Source organism: Pantoea sp. BJ2, assembly GCF_040255075.1.
Lineage (GTDB): Bacteria > Pseudomonadota > Gammaproteobacteria > Enterobacterales > Enterobacteriaceae > Pantoea > Pantoea leporis.
In genome coordinates, this window is record NZ_CP158292.1 from 1,038,208 (window position 1) to 1,055,326 (window position 17,119).

At 54.5% G+C, this 17,119-nt stretch carries 17 protein-coding genes; 12 read left to right on the forward strand and 5 right to left on the reverse strand.

Going from position 1 to position 17,119, the window contains the following annotated elements; all coding sequences use genetic code 11:
- Nucleotides 1-143: 143 nt before the first annotated feature.
- From AAF463_RS04625 to proY, 3 genes are all read left to right on the forward strand, one after another.
- Nucleotides 144-1,247: a cobalamin-independent methionine synthase II family protein gene (locus AAF463_RS04625; protein ID WP_350261606.1), complete on the forward strand. Its 1,104-nt coding sequence runs from the start codon at nt 144-146 to the stop codon at nt 1,245-1,247.
- 402 nt (nt 1,248-1,649) lie between these two features.
- Nucleotides 1,650-2,969, forward strand: a complete 1,320-nt coding sequence (gene brnQ / locus AAF463_RS04630; protein WP_101762451.1) for a branched-chain amino acid transporter carrier protein BrnQ — start codon at nt 1,650-1,652, stop codon at nt 2,967-2,969.
- Nucleotides 2,970-3,036: 67 nt separating this feature from the next.
- Nucleotides 3,037-4,392 carry a proline-specific permease ProY gene (gene proY, locus AAF463_RS04635; RefSeq protein WP_101762450.1) on the forward strand — a complete coding sequence of 452 codons (1,356 nt, stop codon included), beginning with the start codon at nt 3,037-3,039 and terminating at the stop codon, nt 4,390-4,392.
- A 334-nt stretch (nt 4,393-4,726) separates the two neighbouring features.
- Here proY and AAF463_RS04640 read toward each other — a convergent pair whose 3' ends face one another.
- The 3 genes from AAF463_RS04640 to AAF463_RS04650 form a co-directional block, all read right to left on the reverse strand.
- The gene (locus AAF463_RS04640) at nt 4,727-5,536 is read right to left on the reverse strand and encodes an inositol monophosphatase (protein ID WP_101762449.1); all 810 of its coding nucleotides are present in this window, start codon (nt 5,534-5,536) and stop codon (nt 4,727-4,729) included.
- 190 nt (nt 5,537-5,726) lie between these two features.
- Nucleotides 5,727-6,977 carry a mechanosensitive ion channel family protein gene (locus AAF463_RS04645; protein ID WP_350261607.1) on the reverse strand — a complete coding sequence of 417 codons (1,251 nt, stop codon included), beginning with the start codon at nt 6,975-6,977 and terminating at the stop codon, nt 5,727-5,729.
- 92 nt (nt 6,978-7,069) lie between these two features.
- Nucleotides 7,070-7,651, reverse strand: a complete 582-nt coding sequence (locus tag AAF463_RS04650; protein WP_222233082.1) for an ACP phosphodiesterase — start codon at nt 7,649-7,651, stop codon at nt 7,070-7,072.
- A 183-nt stretch (nt 7,652-7,834) separates the two neighbouring features.
- On the opposite strand from AAF463_RS04650, the gene queA reads away from it, so the two are divergent.
- Genes queA through secF form a run of 5 tightly spaced genes read left to right on the forward strand, consistent with a single transcriptional unit; the run spans nt 7,835 to nt 13,273 of the window.
- Entirely contained in the window at nt 7,835-8,905 is a 1,071-nt protein-coding gene (queA, locus tag AAF463_RS04655; RefSeq protein ID WP_210081249.1) for a tRNA preQ1(34) S-adenosylmethionine ribosyltransferase-isomerase QueA, read from the forward strand.
- Nucleotides 8,906-8,939: 34 nt separating this feature from the next.
- Nucleotides 8,940-10,064, forward strand: coding sequence for a tRNA guanosine(34) transglycosylase Tgt (gene tgt / locus AAF463_RS04660; protein WP_217547401.1), 1,125 nt, complete (start codon nt 8,940-8,942; stop codon nt 10,062-10,064).
- Nucleotides 10,065-10,088: 24 nt separating this feature from the next.
- Nucleotides 10,089-10,421, forward strand: a complete 333-nt coding sequence (gene yajC / locus AAF463_RS04665) for a preprotein translocase subunit YajC (RefSeq protein ID WP_008103990.1) — start codon at nt 10,089-10,091, stop codon at nt 10,419-10,421.
- A gap of 25 nt (nt 10,422-10,446) precedes the next feature.
- Nucleotides 10,447-12,294 (forward strand): protein translocase subunit SecD, encoded by a 1,848-nt coding sequence (gene secD / locus AAF463_RS04670; protein WP_101762445.1) that lies wholly within the window; start codon nt 10,447-10,449, stop codon nt 12,292-12,294.
- Nucleotides 12,295-12,304: 10 nt separating this feature from the next.
- Entirely contained in the window at nt 12,305-13,273 is a 969-nt protein-coding gene (gene secF / locus AAF463_RS04675) for a protein translocase subunit SecF (RefSeq protein ID WP_101762444.1), read from the forward strand.
- A gap of 58 nt (nt 13,274-13,331) precedes the next feature.
- Here the strand turns inward: secF and AAF463_RS04680 are convergent, their stop codons facing one another.
- A complete protein-coding gene (locus AAF463_RS04680) occupies nt 13,332-13,892 on the reverse strand; it encodes a DUF3251 domain-containing protein (RefSeq protein WP_101762443.1) in 561 nt (186 codons plus the stop codon).
- Nucleotides 13,893-13,906: 14 nt separating this feature from the next.
- Nucleotides 13,907-14,347 carry a peptidoglycan-binding protein LysM gene (gene lysM, locus AAF463_RS04685; protein WP_101762442.1) on the reverse strand — a complete coding sequence of 147 codons (441 nt, stop codon included), beginning with the start codon at nt 14,345-14,347 and terminating at the stop codon, nt 13,907-13,909.
- A gap of 205 nt (nt 14,348-14,552) precedes the next feature.
- Here lysM and nrdR point away from each other — a divergent pair, with 205 nt between their 5' ends.
- The 4 genes from nrdR to nusB all read left to right on the forward strand — a co-directional run bounded on the left by nrdR (nt 14,553) and on the right by nusB (nt 17,109).
- Nucleotides 14,553-15,002 (forward strand): transcriptional regulator NrdR, encoded by a 450-nt coding sequence (gene nrdR / locus AAF463_RS04690; RefSeq protein ID WP_008103978.1) that lies wholly within the window; start codon nt 14,553-14,555, stop codon nt 15,000-15,002.
- A gap of 3 nt (nt 15,003-15,005) precedes the next feature.
- A complete protein-coding gene (ribD, locus tag AAF463_RS04695; RefSeq protein ID WP_350261608.1) occupies nt 15,006-16,109 on the forward strand; it encodes a bifunctional diaminohydroxyphosphoribosylaminopyrimidine deaminase/5-amino-6-(5-phosphoribosylamino)uracil reductase RibD in 1,104 nt (367 codons plus the stop codon).
- A gap of 90 nt (nt 16,110-16,199) precedes the next feature.
- On the forward strand, nt 16,200-16,670 hold the full coding sequence (gene ribE, locus AAF463_RS04700; protein WP_007887008.1) for a 6,7-dimethyl-8-ribityllumazine synthase: 471 nt from the start codon (nt 16,200-16,202) through the stop codon (nt 16,668-16,670).
- Between the two features lie 19 nt (nt 16,671-16,689).
- Nucleotides 16,690-17,109 carry a transcription antitermination factor NusB gene (gene nusB / locus AAF463_RS04705; RefSeq protein WP_007887007.1) on the forward strand — a complete coding sequence of 140 codons (420 nt, stop codon included), beginning with the start codon at nt 16,690-16,692 and terminating at the stop codon, nt 17,107-17,109.
- Nucleotides 17,110-17,119 lie beyond the last annotated feature (10 nt).

Genomic DNA, 17,119 nt, shown 5'->3' on the forward strand with positions numbered 1-17,119 from the left:
TAGTTTCATGCAAGCTGAATTTTCTTCCGTTGCCGAAAGGGTAACAGCGTGGCATTCTTCGTGGACATATAGCCGTCCAGATGGCTGAAATAACCCAGCGAAATTATACCCTGACGCAACTATGCGCTCAGCCAGGAGATAAAATGCCACGTCATAACCCGTTCCGCGCCGATACCGTCGGCAGTTTTCTGCGTCCCGCTGCCGTCAAGCAGGCGCGTGTGCAGTTTGCCAATGGCGAAATCAACGCTGATCAACTGCGTCAGGTTGAAGATCGCGAAATCCGCCATGTAGTGGAGCAGCAGCGTGCCAACGGCCTGCAGATCGTTACCGATGGTGAATTCCGTCGCGCTTGGTGGCACTTCGATTTCTTCGGCGATTTGCACGGCGTCGAGCTGTTCGAAGCGGAGCAGGGCATTCAGTTCAACGGCGTGCAGACCAAAGCGCACGGCGTGAAAGTCACCGGTAAAGTGGCCTTTAATCCTCAACACCCGATGCTGGATCACTTCCGCTTCCTGCAAAGCGTGGCGGGCGATGCGGTTGCCAAGATGACCATTCCCAGCCCAAGCGTGCTGCACTTCCGCGGTGGCCGTAAGGTGATCGATGCCACGGTGTATCCCGATCTGAAAGAGTACTTCGCCGATCTGGCGCAGACCTACAAAGACGCCATCAAAGCGTTTTATGCGGCTGGTTGCCGTTATCTGCAGCTGGATGACACGGTGTGGGCCTATCTGTGCTCAACCGAACAGCAGCAGCAGATCCGCGAGCGTGGTGAAGATCCACAGGAACTGGCGCGCATCTATGCTGAAGTGCTGAATACTGCGCTGGAAGGTAAGCCAGAGGATCTGACCGTTGGGCTGCATGTGTGTCGCGGCAACTTCCGCTCAACCTGGATTTCCGAAGGTGGCTATGAGCCGGTCGCCGAAGTGCTGTTTGGCGGCGTGAATATCGATGCTTTCTACCTTGAGTATGACAACGAACGTTCAGGTGGCTTTGAGCCGCTGCGCTTCCTCAAGCCGGGTCATCAGCAAGTGGTGCTGGGTTTAATCACCACCAAAACCGGCGAGCTGGAGGATGCGCAGCAGGTGAAAGCGCGTTTGCAGGAAGCAGCACAGTTCGTGAGCCTTGATCAAATCTGCCTCAGCCCGCAGTGTGGCTTTGCCTCAACCGAAGAGGGCAACAGCCTGAGCGAAGAGCAGCAGTGGCAGAAGATTCGTCTGGTGGTCGATATAGCAAGAACAGTCTGGTAATGCTGTAAAGTTAGCCAAACAGGCGCGTAAATCGCGCCTTTTGTGCATCTGCAGGCTGATTTATGCAAAGAGATCTCTCGCGTCGAGGAAACATTTAGCAAATCATCTGAGGTGTTTTGCCGCTATTCCACCGTGATTCACTGCTTTATCTCACTATCTTGTTATATCATTCTGGTTTTTCGATCCTGTATTGCCTTTCTTCGCTATAAACGTTCTAATTTGCGCCGTTGTCGATTTATCCCTCTGCGAACAGAAGAAAAGTAGATTAAATCACCTGCGCTTTAACGATTAGTCCCGCATAACACGCTGGTCTTGCCTGATAAGCCCTTGTTTTAGCGCATCCAGAGGACAACACGAACTCAACTTCCACCGCAACATCAGCTACAGGCAGTACAGAAGTTTATGACACATCGTTTAACCTCCAAGGATATCCTGGCGCTGGGCTTCATGACGTTTGCCCTGTTCGTTGGCGCAGGAAATATCATCTTCCCACCGATGGTGGGGATTCAGTCTGGCGAACACGTTTGGATTGCGGCTTTCGGCTTCCTGATTACGGCTGTTGGCTTACCGGTGATCACCGTCATCGCGCTGGCGCGTGTGGGCGGCGGCATTGATGCGCTAAGCTCGCCGATTGGTAAAGCCGCAGGCTTGCTGCTGGCGACCGTGTGTTACCTGGCTGTTGGCCCGCTGTTTGCCACGCCGCGTACCGCCACCGTTTCCTTTGCCGTAGGTATTGCACCGCTGACCGGCGACGGCACGCTGCCGCTGTTCATTTACAGCCTGATTTACTTCGCGCTGGTGATTGGCATCTCACTGTATCCGGGCAAACTGCTGGATACCGTCGGCCACTTCCTCGCTCCGCTGAAAATTCTGGCGCTGATTGTGCTCGGCGTTGCCGTGCTGATCTGGCCGGCCGGTGGCGTTTCGCCGGGCACCGAAGAGTATCAGCGTGCCGCCTTCTCCAGCGGTTTCGTTAATGGTTATCTGACCATGGATACGCTGGGAGCGCTGGTGTTCGGTATCGTCATCGTCAATGCGGCGCGCTCACGCGGTGTGGAAGATGCCAAACTGCTGACGCGCTACACCATGCTGGCGGGCATCATCGCCGGTATCGGTTTGACGCTGATTTACCTGACGCTGTTCAAACTCGGTAACGATAGCGGCGCATTAGTGGCGCAAAGCGCGAACGGTGCTGAAATTCTGCATGCTTACGTGCAGCAGACCTTCGGCGGCATGGGCAGCTTCTTCCTTGCGGCACTGATCTTCGTCGCCTGCATGGTAACGGCGGTGGGCCTGACCTGCGCCTGTGCAGAATTCTTTGCGCAATATGTTCCGCTGTCGTATAAAACGCTGGTATTTATTCTGGGTCTGTTCTCGATGGTGGTGTCGAATCTCGGTCTGAGCCATCTGATTCAGATTTCGATTCCGGTGCTGACGGCGATTTATCCGCCATGCATCGTGCTGGTGGTGCTGAGCTTCACGCTGAAGTTCTGGAACAAAAGTTCGCGTATTATCGCGCCGACCATGCTGGTAAGCCTGCTGTTCGGTATCGTTGATGCCATCAAAACCACCAGCTTTAAAGATGTGTTGCCGCTGTTCAGTCAGCATTTGCCGCTGGCCGATCAGGGACTTTCCTGGTTGCCGCCATCGCTGGCGATGCTGGTGATTGCCGCGGTAGTTGATCGGGCAAAAGGACGTGAGCAGGTCGCGGTTCATCAGTAAGCGACATTGCTGTTAATTCCAACCACGGGCTTGCCCGTGGTTTTTCATTTTCAAGGTACTGAGTGTTATGCAAGAAACCAATAAGCTCAAACGCGGACTGAGCACGCGCCACATTCGCTTTATGGCGCTGGGATCGGCGATTGGCACCGGGCTGTTTTACGGCTCGGCAGATGCTATCAAAATGGCGGGCCCAAGCGTGCTGCTGGCGTACATCATCGGCGGTGCGGTGGCGTACATCATCATGCGTGCGTTGGGGGAAATGTCGGTCAACAATCCGCAGGCCAGCTCATTCTCGCGCTATGCGCAGGATTATCTCGGCCCGCTGGCCGGATACATCACCGGCTGGACCTACTGTTTTGAAATCCTGATTGTGGCGATTGCCGACGTAACGGCTTTTGGTATCTACATGGGCGTGTGGTTCCCCGATGTGCCGCACTGGATTTGGGTGCTGAGCGTGGTGCTGATTATCGGCGCCATCAACCTGATGAGCGTGAAAGTATTTGGCGAAGTGGAGTTCTGGTTCTCCTTTTTCAAAGTCGCCACCATCATCATCATGATTCTCGCCGGCTTCGGCATGATTTTCTGGGGCATCGGCAACGGCGGCCAGCCGACCGGCATTCACAATCTGTGGACCAACGGCGGTTTCTTCGCGCACGGCATTGTTGGCATGCTGCTGTCACTGCAGATGGTGATGTTTGCCTACGGCGGCATAGAGATTATCGGGATTACTGCCGGTGAAGCGGAAGATCCGAAGACATCGATTCCACGCGCCATCAACTCCGTACCGATGCGTATTCTGGTGTTCTACGTTGGTACGCTGTTCGTCATCATGTCGATTTATCCGTGGAATCAGGTGGGCACTTCTGGCAGTCCGTTCGTGCTGACCTTCCAGCATTTGGGGATTGCGGCGGCGGCATCAATTCTTAACTTCGTGGTGCTGACGGCGTCGCTGTCGGCGATTAACAGCGATGTGTTTGGCGTGGGGCGTATGCTGCACGGCATGGCGCAACAGGGCCACGCACCGAAGGTATTCCAGAAGGTTTCGAATCGCGGAATTCCGTGGGTGACCGTTTTGGTGATGATGCTGGCGATGCTGATTGCGGTGTATCTCAACTACCTGATGCCAGAGAAAGTGTTCCTGGTGATCGCCTCGCTGGCGACCTTTGCTACCGTTTGGGTGTGGATCATGATTCTGCTGTCGCAGATCGCCTTCCGCCGCAAGATTGGCAAAGAGCAAGCCGGTAAGCTGGATTTTGCCATGCCGGGCGGTAGCGCCACCGCATGGTTCGGCGTGCTGTTCCTGGCCTTCATTATTGGGCTGATTGGTTACTTCCCGGATACGCGCGTGTCGCTGTACGTTGGTTTTGCGTGGATTGCGCTGCTATTACTGGCATGGCCGCTAGTGAAAAAGCGTAAAAGCTGATGATATTGTAAGGTCGCCATTGATGGCGACCTTTTTTATCGATGACGATTAAAAATAATATTAAAAAATAATCACGCCATCCCGAAATAATAAAATGCCGAAAAATATCTCGGCGCATCCTGGCGCCGAAAAAGAACAACAAAAAAGGAGAAAATAAGTATTACTAAGGGATGTTTGACTTGCGCAGCATATCGTATTTTTATTGATGCCGGGATGTTTAAGAAAAAAAGAGAAAATTCTCACTTCGGAATAGAATATTACTTACAGCGCGCTTAAGTAATTTTGCATGAAGGTTAAGTTCGCATAAATTAACGAACTTAACCGATTACGGAAATTATAACGATAAATGCCCAGGCAGCAGCGCTTTCAGCTGCGGATAAATCACCGCATTAGCCAGCAGCACCGGATTGCCGTTCTGCAAGCCGTGATTAGCCAGATAATCGTTGGTAATGCCGCCCGCTTCGCGCATCAGCACAATGCCCGGCAAGCCATCCCACGGATTCATATGCGCTTCGTAGTAACCAATTAAGCGACCGGCCGCCGCCCATGCGCTCATCAACGCCCCCGAGCCGTTGCGGATAAACATGCCGCCCTGCGCCAGTAATGCGCTGATAAAAGTGGTCAGCGGTTCAATCGGTTGGCTGTTGGAGCTGCTCAGACCAAGCAATCCCTGATCGAGCTGCTGCGCGCTGTGCGCCTGAATGCGCTTATCATTAACCCAAGCACCTTTGCCGCGGCAGGCGTGAAAGGTTTCATGATGATTGGGATCGCACACCACACCAATCACCGCTTCGTTTTCACAAACGATCGCCAGCGATACGCACCAGTTGTGCAAGCCGTTAAGAAAGCTGCTGGTGCCATCAATCGGATCGAGCACCCAGATAAAGCGTGCGCCAGCAGTATTGCCGCCGCTCTCTTCACCCAACACCGCATCGTCAGGAAAGCGTTCGTGGATCAGATGCTTGACCAAGGCCTCAACGTTGCGATCGGCTTCGCTGACCACATCCTGCAGATCTTTCTTATGCTCAACCACTAATTGATGACGTTGCTGATACCAGGATAGAGCCCGGCTGGCGGCGGTTTTGGCAACATCACAGGCGAAATGATAACGTGCGTCGAGTTCGGTAAGCGAAGCTGATGACATCTTTCCCTCTTATGATTTTCAGGCTGGCGAAGCAACAACAGACGCCAAAAATGGCGTATTGGCTGTGTGACGAAGTTAACAAAAGTTAAGAAAGGCTTCATTAAGCCGCAGATGGCTGCGCGTGACAAGAGGGGGAAAAGCCCGCCAGTGAAATTTTTCTTCTTACTGGCGGGTAATACGGGATGAAGCCTTAGTGGCGGGTTCTTACGCCAATTTGACGCATGTCATTACCGGTTGGCGATTGATGGACGCGCAGACCGAAAGTAGGTAGCACTGCGTAAATATGGTCAAAGATATCCGCTTGAATATTCTCGTACTCTTTCCACACCGTGGTGTTGGTGAACACATACACTTCCAGCGGCAAACCGTTTTCACCTGGCGCTAACTGCCGCACCATTAACGTCATCTGTTTATGAATACGCGGATGCTGCTCCAGCCAGCTCTGCAGCCAGACGCGGAAGGTACCGATATTCGTCAGGCGGCGACCGTTGAGTGGCGAATCTAAATCACAGCCCAGTTGCGCATTCCATGCGGCCACTTCTTCGCTTTTGCTATCCAGATACGGTGCCAGCAGATGCGCACTTTTCAGCTGCTGCATCATGGCATCATCAAGGAAGCCAATACTGGTGGTATCAATATGAATGCTGCGCTTAATGCGACGCCCACCGGATTCCGACATGCCGCGCCAGTTTTTAAAGGAGTCGGAAATTAAGGCGTAAGCGGGAATGGTAACAATGGTGTTATCCCAGTTGCGCACTTTTACCGTGGTTAAAGAAATATCGATGACCGCACCGTCTGCACCATATTTCGGCATTTCCAGCCAGTCATTCATTTTCAGCATATTATTGGCCGCCAACTGAATACCGGCCACCAGACCCAGAATTGGATCTTTAAATACCAGCATCAGCACCGCGGTCATGGCACCGAGTCCGGTGATCAATACGCCGGGCGATTTACCCAACAGCAGCGAAATAATCATGATTACCATTAAAATGGCGGCGATCAATTTCACGCTCTGGATAATACCGCGCAGCGGCAATTGCTGTGCCAGCATGCTGTTCGCGCTGAGCTGCTGCAGTAAATCCAGCAAGGAGAACAACATCAGCAGGGCGAAGATCATCATCCACAGCTGGGCGAAAATCAGCAGCGCTGCATAGATCTGAGCACTGTCGTGCAGGAAGAGTTCAGTCTGTAATTTGAATAGCACACCTTGCATCAGCCAGACGCTGCGGCTAAACAGGCGACTGTTAATCAGCGCTTTTGGCCACTGACGGCTACTTTTCTCGGTGTATCGACGCAGCAGCGGCAAGATAGCGCGGTGCAGAATGGCGTGAGTAAGCAGTGAGATGGCAAAGATAATGGCAATCACTATCCCCAACGCCAGGATGTGCGTGTAGCTAAGACCGGCTTCTGCGAGCCGGTTGGCAATAAGATGCTGCATGAGATTTCCCTGAGTGTGACGAAGATTAAGGTCACGCAGGGTAGGTGATGGGAAATTTCCCGTCCAACAGACGGGTCTTGAATTACCTAATATTACAATTCCTGCGCGCGCGCGGCGGCCATTAAGCGCGGATAAAACTGGAAGAACAGCGGCTCAAGTTGCTCGTAGTGATCAACAAAATCCTGATAGGAGTCGCGCAGCGCGGCTAAGCGCGGACGGCGATGCGCCATGCCGTTGAGCACGCGTGCCAGCCGCGTTGGTTCGGCATAGTGCTCAAACCAGCGTTCGCGCCACATCACTGCGTTCAGCTCGATGAAACCTTCCGGCGTGCCCGCCAGCTGCGGCACGATGTTTTGTTCAGCCGCCGCGGTAAACGCCACCAGCGACTGCGTTGGGTGGAATTTATCCCAGTGTAGCGCGAGGAAGTGGTCCCAAATCACGTCGAGCGTGATGGGGGCCACGCGGCGCGTTTCCGGACGAAACAGCGCACGCGCAATCCGCACTTCGGGCAGGTTATCGGTCAGGACGTCGAGGCGACGATGCATGGCAATGCCATCCACCACCGATGCAGGCCATTGTGATTGCACGTTGCCGCGTACGAAATCGGCCATGAGATTGCCCAGCAGAGAGCTGTTAGCCAGCTGCGCCAGGTGAAGGTGAGCGAGAAAGTTCATGGCGCATTATATACACGTCATACTTCAAGTTACAGGTGCGGGAGCTGCTCTCGTTTGCCGCCTGCCTGTACCTCGAATTATTTTGTGTATTCGCAGAATCACAGAAGCGCAGCCAGTTGTTCAGAATTTGCCGCTTTTCCGCTAGACTATGCCGCCTGATTTTAAGTCCTGAAGAAGTGAAGCATGCGCGTAGCCGATTTTACCTTTGAGTTGCCAGAATCCTTAATCGCCCACTATCCGCAGGCGCAGCGAAGCGGTTGCCGCTTGCTGTCGCTGGATGGTCCAAGCGGCGCGTTAAGCCACGGCGTATTTACAGACGTGATGGATAAGCTCAATCCGGGCGATCTGCTGGTGTTCAACAACACCCGCGTGATTCCGGCGCGCGTCTTTGGGCGTAAAGCCAGCGGCGGCAAAATCGAGATGCTGGTTGAGCGCATGCTGGACGATAAGCGCGTGCTGGCGCACGTGCGCGCCTCCAAAGCGCCCAAGCCGGGCGCAGCGCTGCTGCTGGGCGATGACGAAAGTGTCAAAGCCACGATGGTGGCGCGCCATGACACACTGTTTGAGATCGCCTTCGAAGACGATCGCGCGGTGCTGGATATTCTCAACAGCGTCGGCCATATGCCGCTGCCGCCGTATATTGATCGTCCGGATGAAGATGCTGACCGTGAGCTGTACCAGACCGTGTACGGCGTGCGTCCCGGCGCCGTCGCCGCACCGACCGCCGGTTTGCACTTTGACGAGCCGCTGCTGGAAGCGCTGAAAGCTAAAGGCGTCGAGATGGCGTTTGTCACACTGCACGTCGGTGCCGGGACTTTCCAGCCGGTGCGCGTTGAAACCATCGAGGATCACATCATGCATGCCGAATACGCGGAAGTGCCGCAGGATGTGGTGGATGCGGTGCTGGCGTGTAAAGCACGCGGCAACAAAGTGGTCGCCGTGGGCACCACCTCAGTACGTTCGCTGGAGAGCGCCGCGAAGGCCAGCCAGGATGCGCTGATTGCACCCTTCTTCGATGACACACAGATTTTCATCTATCCCGGCTATCACTATCAGGTGATCGATGCGCTGATCACCAACTTCCATCTGCCGGAATCGACCCTGATTATGCTGGTTTCGGCCTTTGCTGGTTATCAGCACACCATGGCGGCTTATCACAGCGCGGTGGCAGAGCAGTACCGTTTCTTTAGCTACGGGGATGCGATGTACATCACCCGTAATCCACAAGCGCCTGACGAAAGCGTCGGCGCATAATTGAATCAGACTGTTTCTCTGATCAGAGGTTAATGTGAAATTTGAATTAGATACTACCGACGGGCGCGCGCGCCGTGGCCGTCTGGTCTTTGATCGTGGCGTTGTTGAAACCCCAGCATTTATGCCCGTGGGCACTTACGGCACGGTGAAAGGCATGACGCCGGAAGAAGTGAAAGAGACCGGCGCGCAGATCCTGCTCGGCAACACCTTCCACCTGTGGCTGCGCCCAGGTCAGGAGATCATGAAACTGCACGGCGACCTGCACGATTTCATGAACTGGCAAGGACCGATCCTTACCGATTCCGGCGGCTTCCAGGTGTTCAGCCTTGGCGATATCCGTAAGATCACCGAAGCGGGCGTGCACTTCCGTAACCCGATCAACGGCGATCCGATTTTCCTCGATCCGGAAAAGTCGATGGAGATTCAGTTCGATCTCGGTTCTGACGTGGTGATGATCTTCGACGAATGTACGCCATATCCGGCGGATTGGGATTACGCCAAACGTTCGATGGAGATGTCGTTGCGCTGGGCACAACGCAGCCGCGATCGCTTCGATTCACTCGGCAATAAAAATGCATTATTTGGCATTATTCAGGGTGGTGTTTACGAAGATTTACGAGATGTCTCGGTTAAAGCTCTGGTAGAGATTGGCTTTGATGGGTACGCTGTGGGCGGCCTGGCGGTGGGTGAACCTAAAGAGGACATGCACCGAATCCTGGAGCACGTCTGTCCGCAAATTCCGCAAGACAAACCGCGTTATTTGATGGGCGTCGGCAAGCCAGAAGATCTGGTGGAAGGCGTTCGCCGCGGTATCGATATGTTTGACTGCGTTATGCCAACGCGCAATGCGCGCAATGGTCATCTGTTTGTTACCGATGGCGTGGTGAAAATTCGTAATGCCCGGTATAAAGATGACACCGCAACGCTGGATGCAGAGTGTGATTGTTACACCTGTCGCAATTATAGCCGCGCCTACTTGCATCATCTTGATCGCTGTAACGAAATACTGGGCGCACGCCTGAATACGATTCACAATCTGCGCTATTACCAGCGTTTGATGGCCGGTTTACGTAAGGCTATCGAAGAGGGTAAATTAGAGCACTTTGTTAGCGAGTTCTACCAACGGACGGGGAAGGCGGTTCCTCCGCTGAACGTCTGATAATTCATCAATGAGGGAAATTTAATGAGCTTTTTCATTTCTGACGCCGTAGCCGCAGCAGGCGCACCGTCTCAGGGAAGTCCGTATTCTCTGGTGATCATGCTGGTGGTATTTGGTCTGATCTTCTACTTCATGATTCTGCGTCCACAGCAGAAGCGTACTAAAGATCACAAGAAACTGATGGATTCCATCTCTAAAGGTGATGAAGTGCTGACCAGCGGTGGTTTAGTTGGCCGTGTGACCAAAGTGGCAGAAACTGGCTATGTTTCTATTGCCCTGAACGACACCACTGAAGTAGTTGTTAAACGTGATTTCGTGGCCGCCGTTCTGCCGAAAGGTACTTTGAAGGCGCTGTAATTTTTTCTTCCCGAAGGGAACTGCCGTGTTAAACCGTTATCCTTTGTGGAAGTACATCATGCTGGTCGTCGTGATTCTCGTCGGCCTGCTCTATGCGCTTCCTAACCTTTATGGTGAGGATCCGGCCGTTCAGATCACTGGTGCGCGCGGTGGCGCCGCCAGTGAGCAAACGTTGGATCAGATCCAGACCGTATTAAAACAAGACAATATCGAGAGCAAATCCCTCGCTCTGGAAAATGGTGCCATTCTGGCCCGCTTTGCAACGCAGGATGGACAGCTGCGCGCGCGTGATGCACTCACCAGCGCGCTGGGCGAAGACTACATTGTGGCCCTTAACCTTGCGCCGGCAACGCCTCGCTGGCTGAGCATGCTGTCCGCGGAACCGATGAAACTCGGTCTTGATCTGCGCGGCGGCGTTCACTTCCTGATGGAAGTGGATATGGATACGGCTCTGGGCAAACTGCAAGAGCAGAACGCCGACAGCCTGCGCAGCGATCTGCGCGACAAAAGCATTCCGTATACCACCGTTAATAAAATCGCGAACTATGGCGTAGAAGTGCGTTTCCGTGACGGCGCCAGCCGTGATGCGGCAATCAGCTACTTGTCTACTCGCCACCGCGATCTGGTGATCTCAAGCCAGGGCAGCGATGCGCTGCGTGCGGTGATGAGCGATGCGCGCCTGAGCGAAGCGCGTGAATATGCGGTGCAGCAAAACATCACCATTCTGCGTAACCGTGTGAACCAGCTCGGCGTTGCCGAACCGCTGGTGCAGCGTCAGGGTTCTGACCGCATCGTGGTGGAACTGCCGGGTATTCAGGACACCGCGCGCGCCAAAGAGATTCTGGGCGCTACCGCCACGCTGGAATTCCGTCTGGTGAACACCAGTGTGGATCCAACCGCAGCGGCCAGCGGCCGTGTGCCCGGCGATTCGGAAGTGAAGAAAACCCGCGACGGGCAGCCAGTGGTGCTGTACAAGCGTGTGATTCTGACCGGTGATCACATCACCGATTCCACGTCGAGCATGGATGAGTACAACCAGCCGCAGGTGAACATTTCACTGGATGGCGCGGGCGGCAACATGATGTCCAACTTCACCAAGGACAACATCGGTAAGCCGATGGCGACCCTGTTTGTGGAGTACAAAGACAGCGGTAAGAAAGATGCCAACGGCCGGTCGATTCTGGTGAAACAGGAAGAAGTGATTAACGTGGCGAACATCCAGTCGCGCCTCGGTAACAGCTTCCGTATCACCGGTATCAATAATGCAAACGAAGCACGTCAGCTGTCGCTGCTGCTGCGCGCGGGTGCGTTGATTGCGCCAATCCAGATTGTAGAAGAGCGTACTATCGGCCCAACCATGGGGCAGCAGAACATCACACAAGGCCTCGAAGCCTGCCTGTGGGGTTTGATTGCGTCAATCCTGTTCATGGTGGTGTTCTACAAGAAGTTTGGTCTCATCGCTACCAGCGCGCTGCTGTGTAACCTGGTGCTGATTGTCGGCATCATGTCACTGCTGCCAGGCGCGACGCTCACCATGCCGGGTATTGCCGGTATCGTGCTGACGCTGGCGGTTGCGGTCGATGCTAACGTGTTGATTAACGAACGTATTAAAGAAGAGTTGCGTAACGGACGATCGGTACAGCAGGCGATTCATGAAGGCTATAAAGGCGCCTTCTCTAGTATCGTCGATGCCAACGTCACTACGCTTATCAAAGTGATCATTCTTTATGCGGTCGGTACCGGTTCAATCAAAGGCTTTGCGATTACTACGGCTATCGGTATCGCAACCTCAATGTTTACCGCTATCGTCGGCACCCGTGCCATCGTTAACCTGGTGTACGGCGGCAAACGCATCAACAAGCTGTCTATCTGAGGAGTGCGTTGTGGCACAGGAATATAGTATTGAGCAGCTAAACCACGGTCGTAAAGTCGTCGACTTTATGCGCTGGGATAAGCTGGCTTTCATCATCTCCGGTCTGCTGATTGTGGCATCTATCGTCATTGTCGGTGTGCGAGGCTTCAACTGGGGCCTCGACTTTACCGGCGGAACGGTGATTGAGATTAACCTGGAAAAACCAGCGGATCTCGACGCGCTGCGTGAAGGTTTGGTGAAAGCGGGCTTTGAAGAGCCGCTGGTGCAGAACTTTGGTAGCAGCCGTGATGTGATGGTGCGTATGCCTCCGGCCACCGGCAATGCCGGCACCGAACTGGGCAATAAAGTGCTGGCTTCCATTAGCCAGACCACGCAGCAGAACGCTACCGTGAAACGTATCGAGTTCGTTGGCCCAAGCGTGGGTAGCGATCTGGCGCAGGCCGGTGCGATGGCGCTGCTGTCAGCGCTGATTGCGATTTTGATCTACATCGGCTTCCGCTTTGAGTGGCGTTTAGCGCTCGGCACCGTTCTGGCGCTGGCGCACGATGTGATCATCACCTGTGGCATTTTGTCGCTGGCGCACGTCGAAATCGACCTGACGATTGTCGCTTCATTGATGTCGGTCATTGGTTACTCGCTTAACGATAAGATCGTGGTATCCGACCGTATTCGTGAGAACTTCCGCAAGATTCGCCGCGGTTCTTCTTACGACATCACTAACGTGTCGCTGACCCAGACGCTGAGCCGTACCTTGATCACCTCCATCACCACGCTGGCGATGATCATGATCCTGTTCGTGTTTGGTGGTGCGTTGCTGAAAGGTTTCTCACTGACCATGCTGATCGGTGTCACCATTGGTACCATTTCATCTATTTATGTCTCTTCAGCGCTGGCGCTGAAACTCGGCATGAAGCGTGAACATATGCTGGTACAGAAAGTGGAAAAAGAGGGCGCAGATCAGCCTTCGATTCTGCCGTAACGCGGAGTCAGAAAGTAAACGGGCTGCCATTGGCAGCCCGTTTTTTTATGCCTGTCGATCAGGGCGTGGTTTTCGTCGCTGGAGGCTCAACATCGTGCACGCGCACGTAGCCGAGTTGCTCCGGGGTTAACCCGCTGAGTCGCAGCGGTACGCTAACGGAACTGCGCGGCATTAACTGTGCAGGAACCTCGATGGTCTGGCTCAGGCTGCCCGCGTTAAGCGGTTTGCCGCTGGCCGGATCCATTTCGCCCCATACCACGGTCGCGCGCAGTGCCGGAATCGGCTGGTCATCGGTCGAGCGGATATTCAGATTGGCGCGACTGCCGCTGGCTTCACCCGCCACCTGCGAGAGTGACAAACGCAATTTACCTAGCTGCGTCTGTAACTCCACCGGCGTATTGGCTTGCGGCAACAGCCACGCGCCCTGGGTGGATTGGCTGTTCAGCTGTCCCTGAATCTCCAGCGCCGTTGCCTGATTGGTCAGCTTGCGCATCTGCTGATTAAGCTGACTCACCTCCTGATGCAACTCTTTGACCTGCGGTGAAACCGGCGTTGAACTGCAACCACTGAGAACCAGCAAAGAGAGTGCTGCCGGAGCCCAAAACGTCCTGATCGTCATGCAATGTCCTTTCTTTATTCGGGAATTCGTAAAACCTGGCCAGGGTAGATCTTATCAGGATGCGTCAGCATTGGCTTGTTCGCTTCGAAAATCTTGTTGTATTCATTAGGGTTTCCGTAGACCTCTTTCGATACCGCACTCAAGGTATCGCCTTTTTTCACGGTATAGAATTTCGCGGGCGTAGCGGCATCGCTGGCGGTGACCTTGTCATCCACCTTTGTGATGCCCGCGACGTTACCGGCGGCCACCAGAATCTTCTCTTTCAACTCCTGAGAGATGCCATCACCAGTCACAGTAACGGTATCGCCTTTGACATCCACCTTGACCTTATCGCTGTCGGGCAAACCGAGTTTGTTGATGTGATCCTGCAATTTCTTGCTGGCATCGTCGCCGCCGCCACTGACGGCATCCCACAGTTTTTCTCCAGCATCTTTCACGAAATCAAACAGACCCATACATCCTCCAGATTTTTATGATGTTGGCCGCCTTGCTGGCGGCTCTTTAAGCGTAGTGGTTTTTTGCCTGAGGTCATGTAGGTGATGTCTTGCATTTGGCTTAACGTCACAAACGGGGATTCACACATTATGTGCCACACACATACATTTTGTGGCGCGATCGCGCTACACTGTGTGGCCTATTTATCTCGCATCAGGAAGCCTCATGCATTGCCCATTCTGCTCCGCTGTGGACACCAAAGTGATTGATTCTCGTCTGGTTAGTGAAGGATCGTCGGTGCGTCGCCGTCGTCAGTGTCTGGTGTGTCATGAGCGTTTTACCACCTTTGAAGTGGCAGAGTTGGTGATGCCGCGCGTGGTAAAAAGCAACGATGTGCGTGAACCCTTCAATGAAGACAAGCTCAGCAGCGGCATGATTAAGGCGCTGGAAAAACGCCCCGTCAGCGCCGATGCGGTTGAAAGCGCGGTCAATCATATTAAAACTCAGCTGCGTGCCACCGGTGAACGCGAAGTGCCAAGCGCACTGATCGGCAATCTGGTGATGGATGAGCTGAAAAAGCTCGATAAAGTGGCCTACATTCGCTTTGCCTCGGTCTATCGCAGCTTCGAAGATATTCGCGATTTTGGTGAAGAGATCGCCCGCCTACAGGACTAATCCATGACTGACGAACGCTATATGGCGCGCGCGCTGGAACTGGCGCGGCGCGGACGCTTTACCACCACACCTAACCCCAACGTCGGCTGCGTGATTGTGCGCGAGGGCGAGATTGTCGGCGAAGGCTGGCATCAGCGCGCCGGCGAACCGCATGCCGAAGTGCATGCGCTGCGTATGGCGGGCGAACGAGCTGCTGGCGCAACCGCGTATGTCACGTTGGAACCTTGTAGCCACCATGGACGCACGCCGCCGTGCTGCGATGCGCTGATTGCCGCAGGCGTGACGCGCGTGGTCGCCGCGATGCAGGATCCCAATCCGCAGGTGGCAGGACGTGGACTCTACCGTTTACAGCAGGCGGGCATCGACGTCAGTCATGGCCTGATGATGAACGAAGCGGAAGCGCTGAACCGGGGTTTTCTCAAACGTATGCGGACCGGATTCCCGTGGATCCAGCTGAAACTCGGCGCATCCCTTGATGGCCGCACCGCCATGGCGAGTGGCGAAAGTCAGTGGATCACCTCCGCGGCCGCAAGGCGCGATGTGCAACGTTTACGCGCCCAGAGTTCAGCTATTCTTAGCACCAGCGCCACGGTGTTGGCTGACAATCCGTCGCTCACGGTACGCTGGAGGGAATTGAATGAAGAGGTGCGTGCGCAGCTTGATGAAAGCCAGCTGCGTCAGCCGGTGCGCGTGGTGATTGACAGCCAACAGCGCGTCACGCCGCAACACCGACTGATTGACCAGCCAGGCGAAACCTGGCTGATGCGCTGCGAGCCCGATCAACACGCGTGGCCTGCCAGCGTGACCCAGATTGCGGTGCCCCAGCGTGGTGAACAGCTTGATTTGGTCGCGGTGATGATGTTGCTCGGCCAGCGCCAGATCAACAGCGTGTGGGTGGAAGCGGGTGCCGGATTAGCGGGTGCTTTGCTGCAAGCGGGCTTGGTGGATGAGCTGATTGTTTACATGGCGCCAAAGCTGTTAGGGAATGCCGCACGCGGCCTGTGCACGCTGCCCGGACTGGAACAGCTGGCCGATGCGCCGGCCCTGAATTTTAGCGATGTGCGCCTGGTTGGCGATGACCTGCGCCTGACGCTGACGCCGCGCTGAAAGCGCGCGGAAAAGCCTGAGCGCGTCGCCAAAGAGTATGATAGAATCCGCCCCCTTCTGCGGGGCCATAAAACAACCCAAAGGATATGTATGAAAGTTATCGAAGCTCCTGTTGCCACGCCTGATGCAAACATTGCCATCGTAATTGCGCGTTTTAACAACTTCATTAATGACAGCCTGCTGGACGGCGCGATTGACGCACTTAAGCGCATCGGCCAGGTGAAAGCAGATAACATCACCGTTGTCTGGGTTCCAGGTGCATACGAACTGCCGCTGGCAGCACGCGCACTGGCGAAAGCCGGTAAGCACGACGCCATTGTTGCGTTGGGCACTGTCATCCGTGGCGGCACCGCACATTTCGAATATGTGGCCGGTGAAGCCAGCTCGGGCATTGCGCACGTCGCGATGACCAGCGAAATCCCGGTGACCTTCGGCGTGTTGACCACTGAAAATATCGAGCAGGCGATTGAACGCGCCGGCACGAAAGCAGGTAATAAAGGTGCCGAAGCGGCCCTGACTGCACTCGAAATGATCAACGTATTGAAAGCCATCAAAGCCTGATTTTTGTAAGGGGAATTTTGTGAAACCTGCTGCTCGTCGTCGCGCCCGTGAGTGCGCTGTCCAGGCGCTTTACTCCTGGCAGCTGTCTAAGAACGACATTGCCGATGTGGAATACCAGTTTCTGGCGGAACAAGACGTCAAAGACGTCGATATTAGCTATTTCCGCGAATTGCTGGCCGGTGTGGCGACTAACAGCGCGTACCTGGACGGTCTGATGAAGCCTTACCTGTCGCGTCAGCTGGAAGAGCTGGGCCAGGTAGAAAAAGCCATCCTGCGTATTTCGCTGTATGAGCTGAGCAAGCGTTCTGATGTGCCGTATAAAGTGGCCATCAACGAAGGCATCGAGTTGGCAAAAGTGTTTGGTGCTGAAGACAGCCACAAATTCGTCAACGGTGTGCTCGACAAAGCTGCCCCGCAAATTCGACCAAACAAAAAATAGCGTTAAAGGC

Coding starts and splice junctions, on each gene's coding strand:
- queA (WP_210081249.1), top strand. CDS start 7,835: ATGCGCGTAGCCGATTTTACCTTTGAGTTGCCAGAATCCTTAATCGCC.
- nrdR (WP_008103978.1), top strand. CDS start 14,553: ATGCATTGCCCATTCTGCTCCGCTGTGGACACCAAAGTGATTGATTCT.
- AAF463_RS04640 (WP_101762449.1), bottom strand. CDS start 5,536: ATGTCATCAGCTTCGCTTACCGAACTCGACGCACGTTATCATTTCGCC.
- AAF463_RS04650 (WP_222233082.1), bottom strand. CDS start 7,651: ATGAACTTTCTCGCTCACCTTCACCTGGCGCAGCTGGCTAACAGCTCT.
- AAF463_RS04625 (WP_350261606.1), top strand. CDS start 144: ATGCCACGTCATAACCCGTTCCGCGCCGATACCGTCGGCAGTTTTCTG.
- AAF463_RS04680 (WP_101762443.1), bottom strand. CDS start 13,892: ATGACGATCAGGACGTTTTGGGCTCCGGCAGCACTCTCTTTGCTGGTT.
- ribE (WP_007887008.1), top strand. CDS start 16,200: ATGAAAGTTATCGAAGCTCCTGTTGCCACGCCTGATGCAAACATTGCC.
- yajC (WP_008103990.1), top strand. CDS start 10,089: ATGAGCTTTTTCATTTCTGACGCCGTAGCCGCAGCAGGCGCACCGTCT.
- lysM (WP_101762442.1), bottom strand. CDS start 14,347: ATGGGTCTGTTTGATTTCGTGAAAGATGCTGGAGAAAAACTGTGGGAT.
- ribD (WP_350261608.1), top strand. CDS start 15,006: ATGACTGACGAACGCTATATGGCGCGCGCGCTGGAACTGGCGCGGCGC.
- AAF463_RS04645 (WP_350261607.1), bottom strand. CDS start 6,977: ATGCAGCATCTTATTGCCAACCGGCTCGCAGAAGCCGGTCTTAGCTAC.
- proY (WP_101762450.1), top strand. CDS start 3,037: ATGCAAGAAACCAATAAGCTCAAACGCGGACTGAGCACGCGCCACATT.
- brnQ (WP_101762451.1), top strand. CDS start 1,650: ATGACACATCGTTTAACCTCCAAGGATATCCTGGCGCTGGGCTTCATG.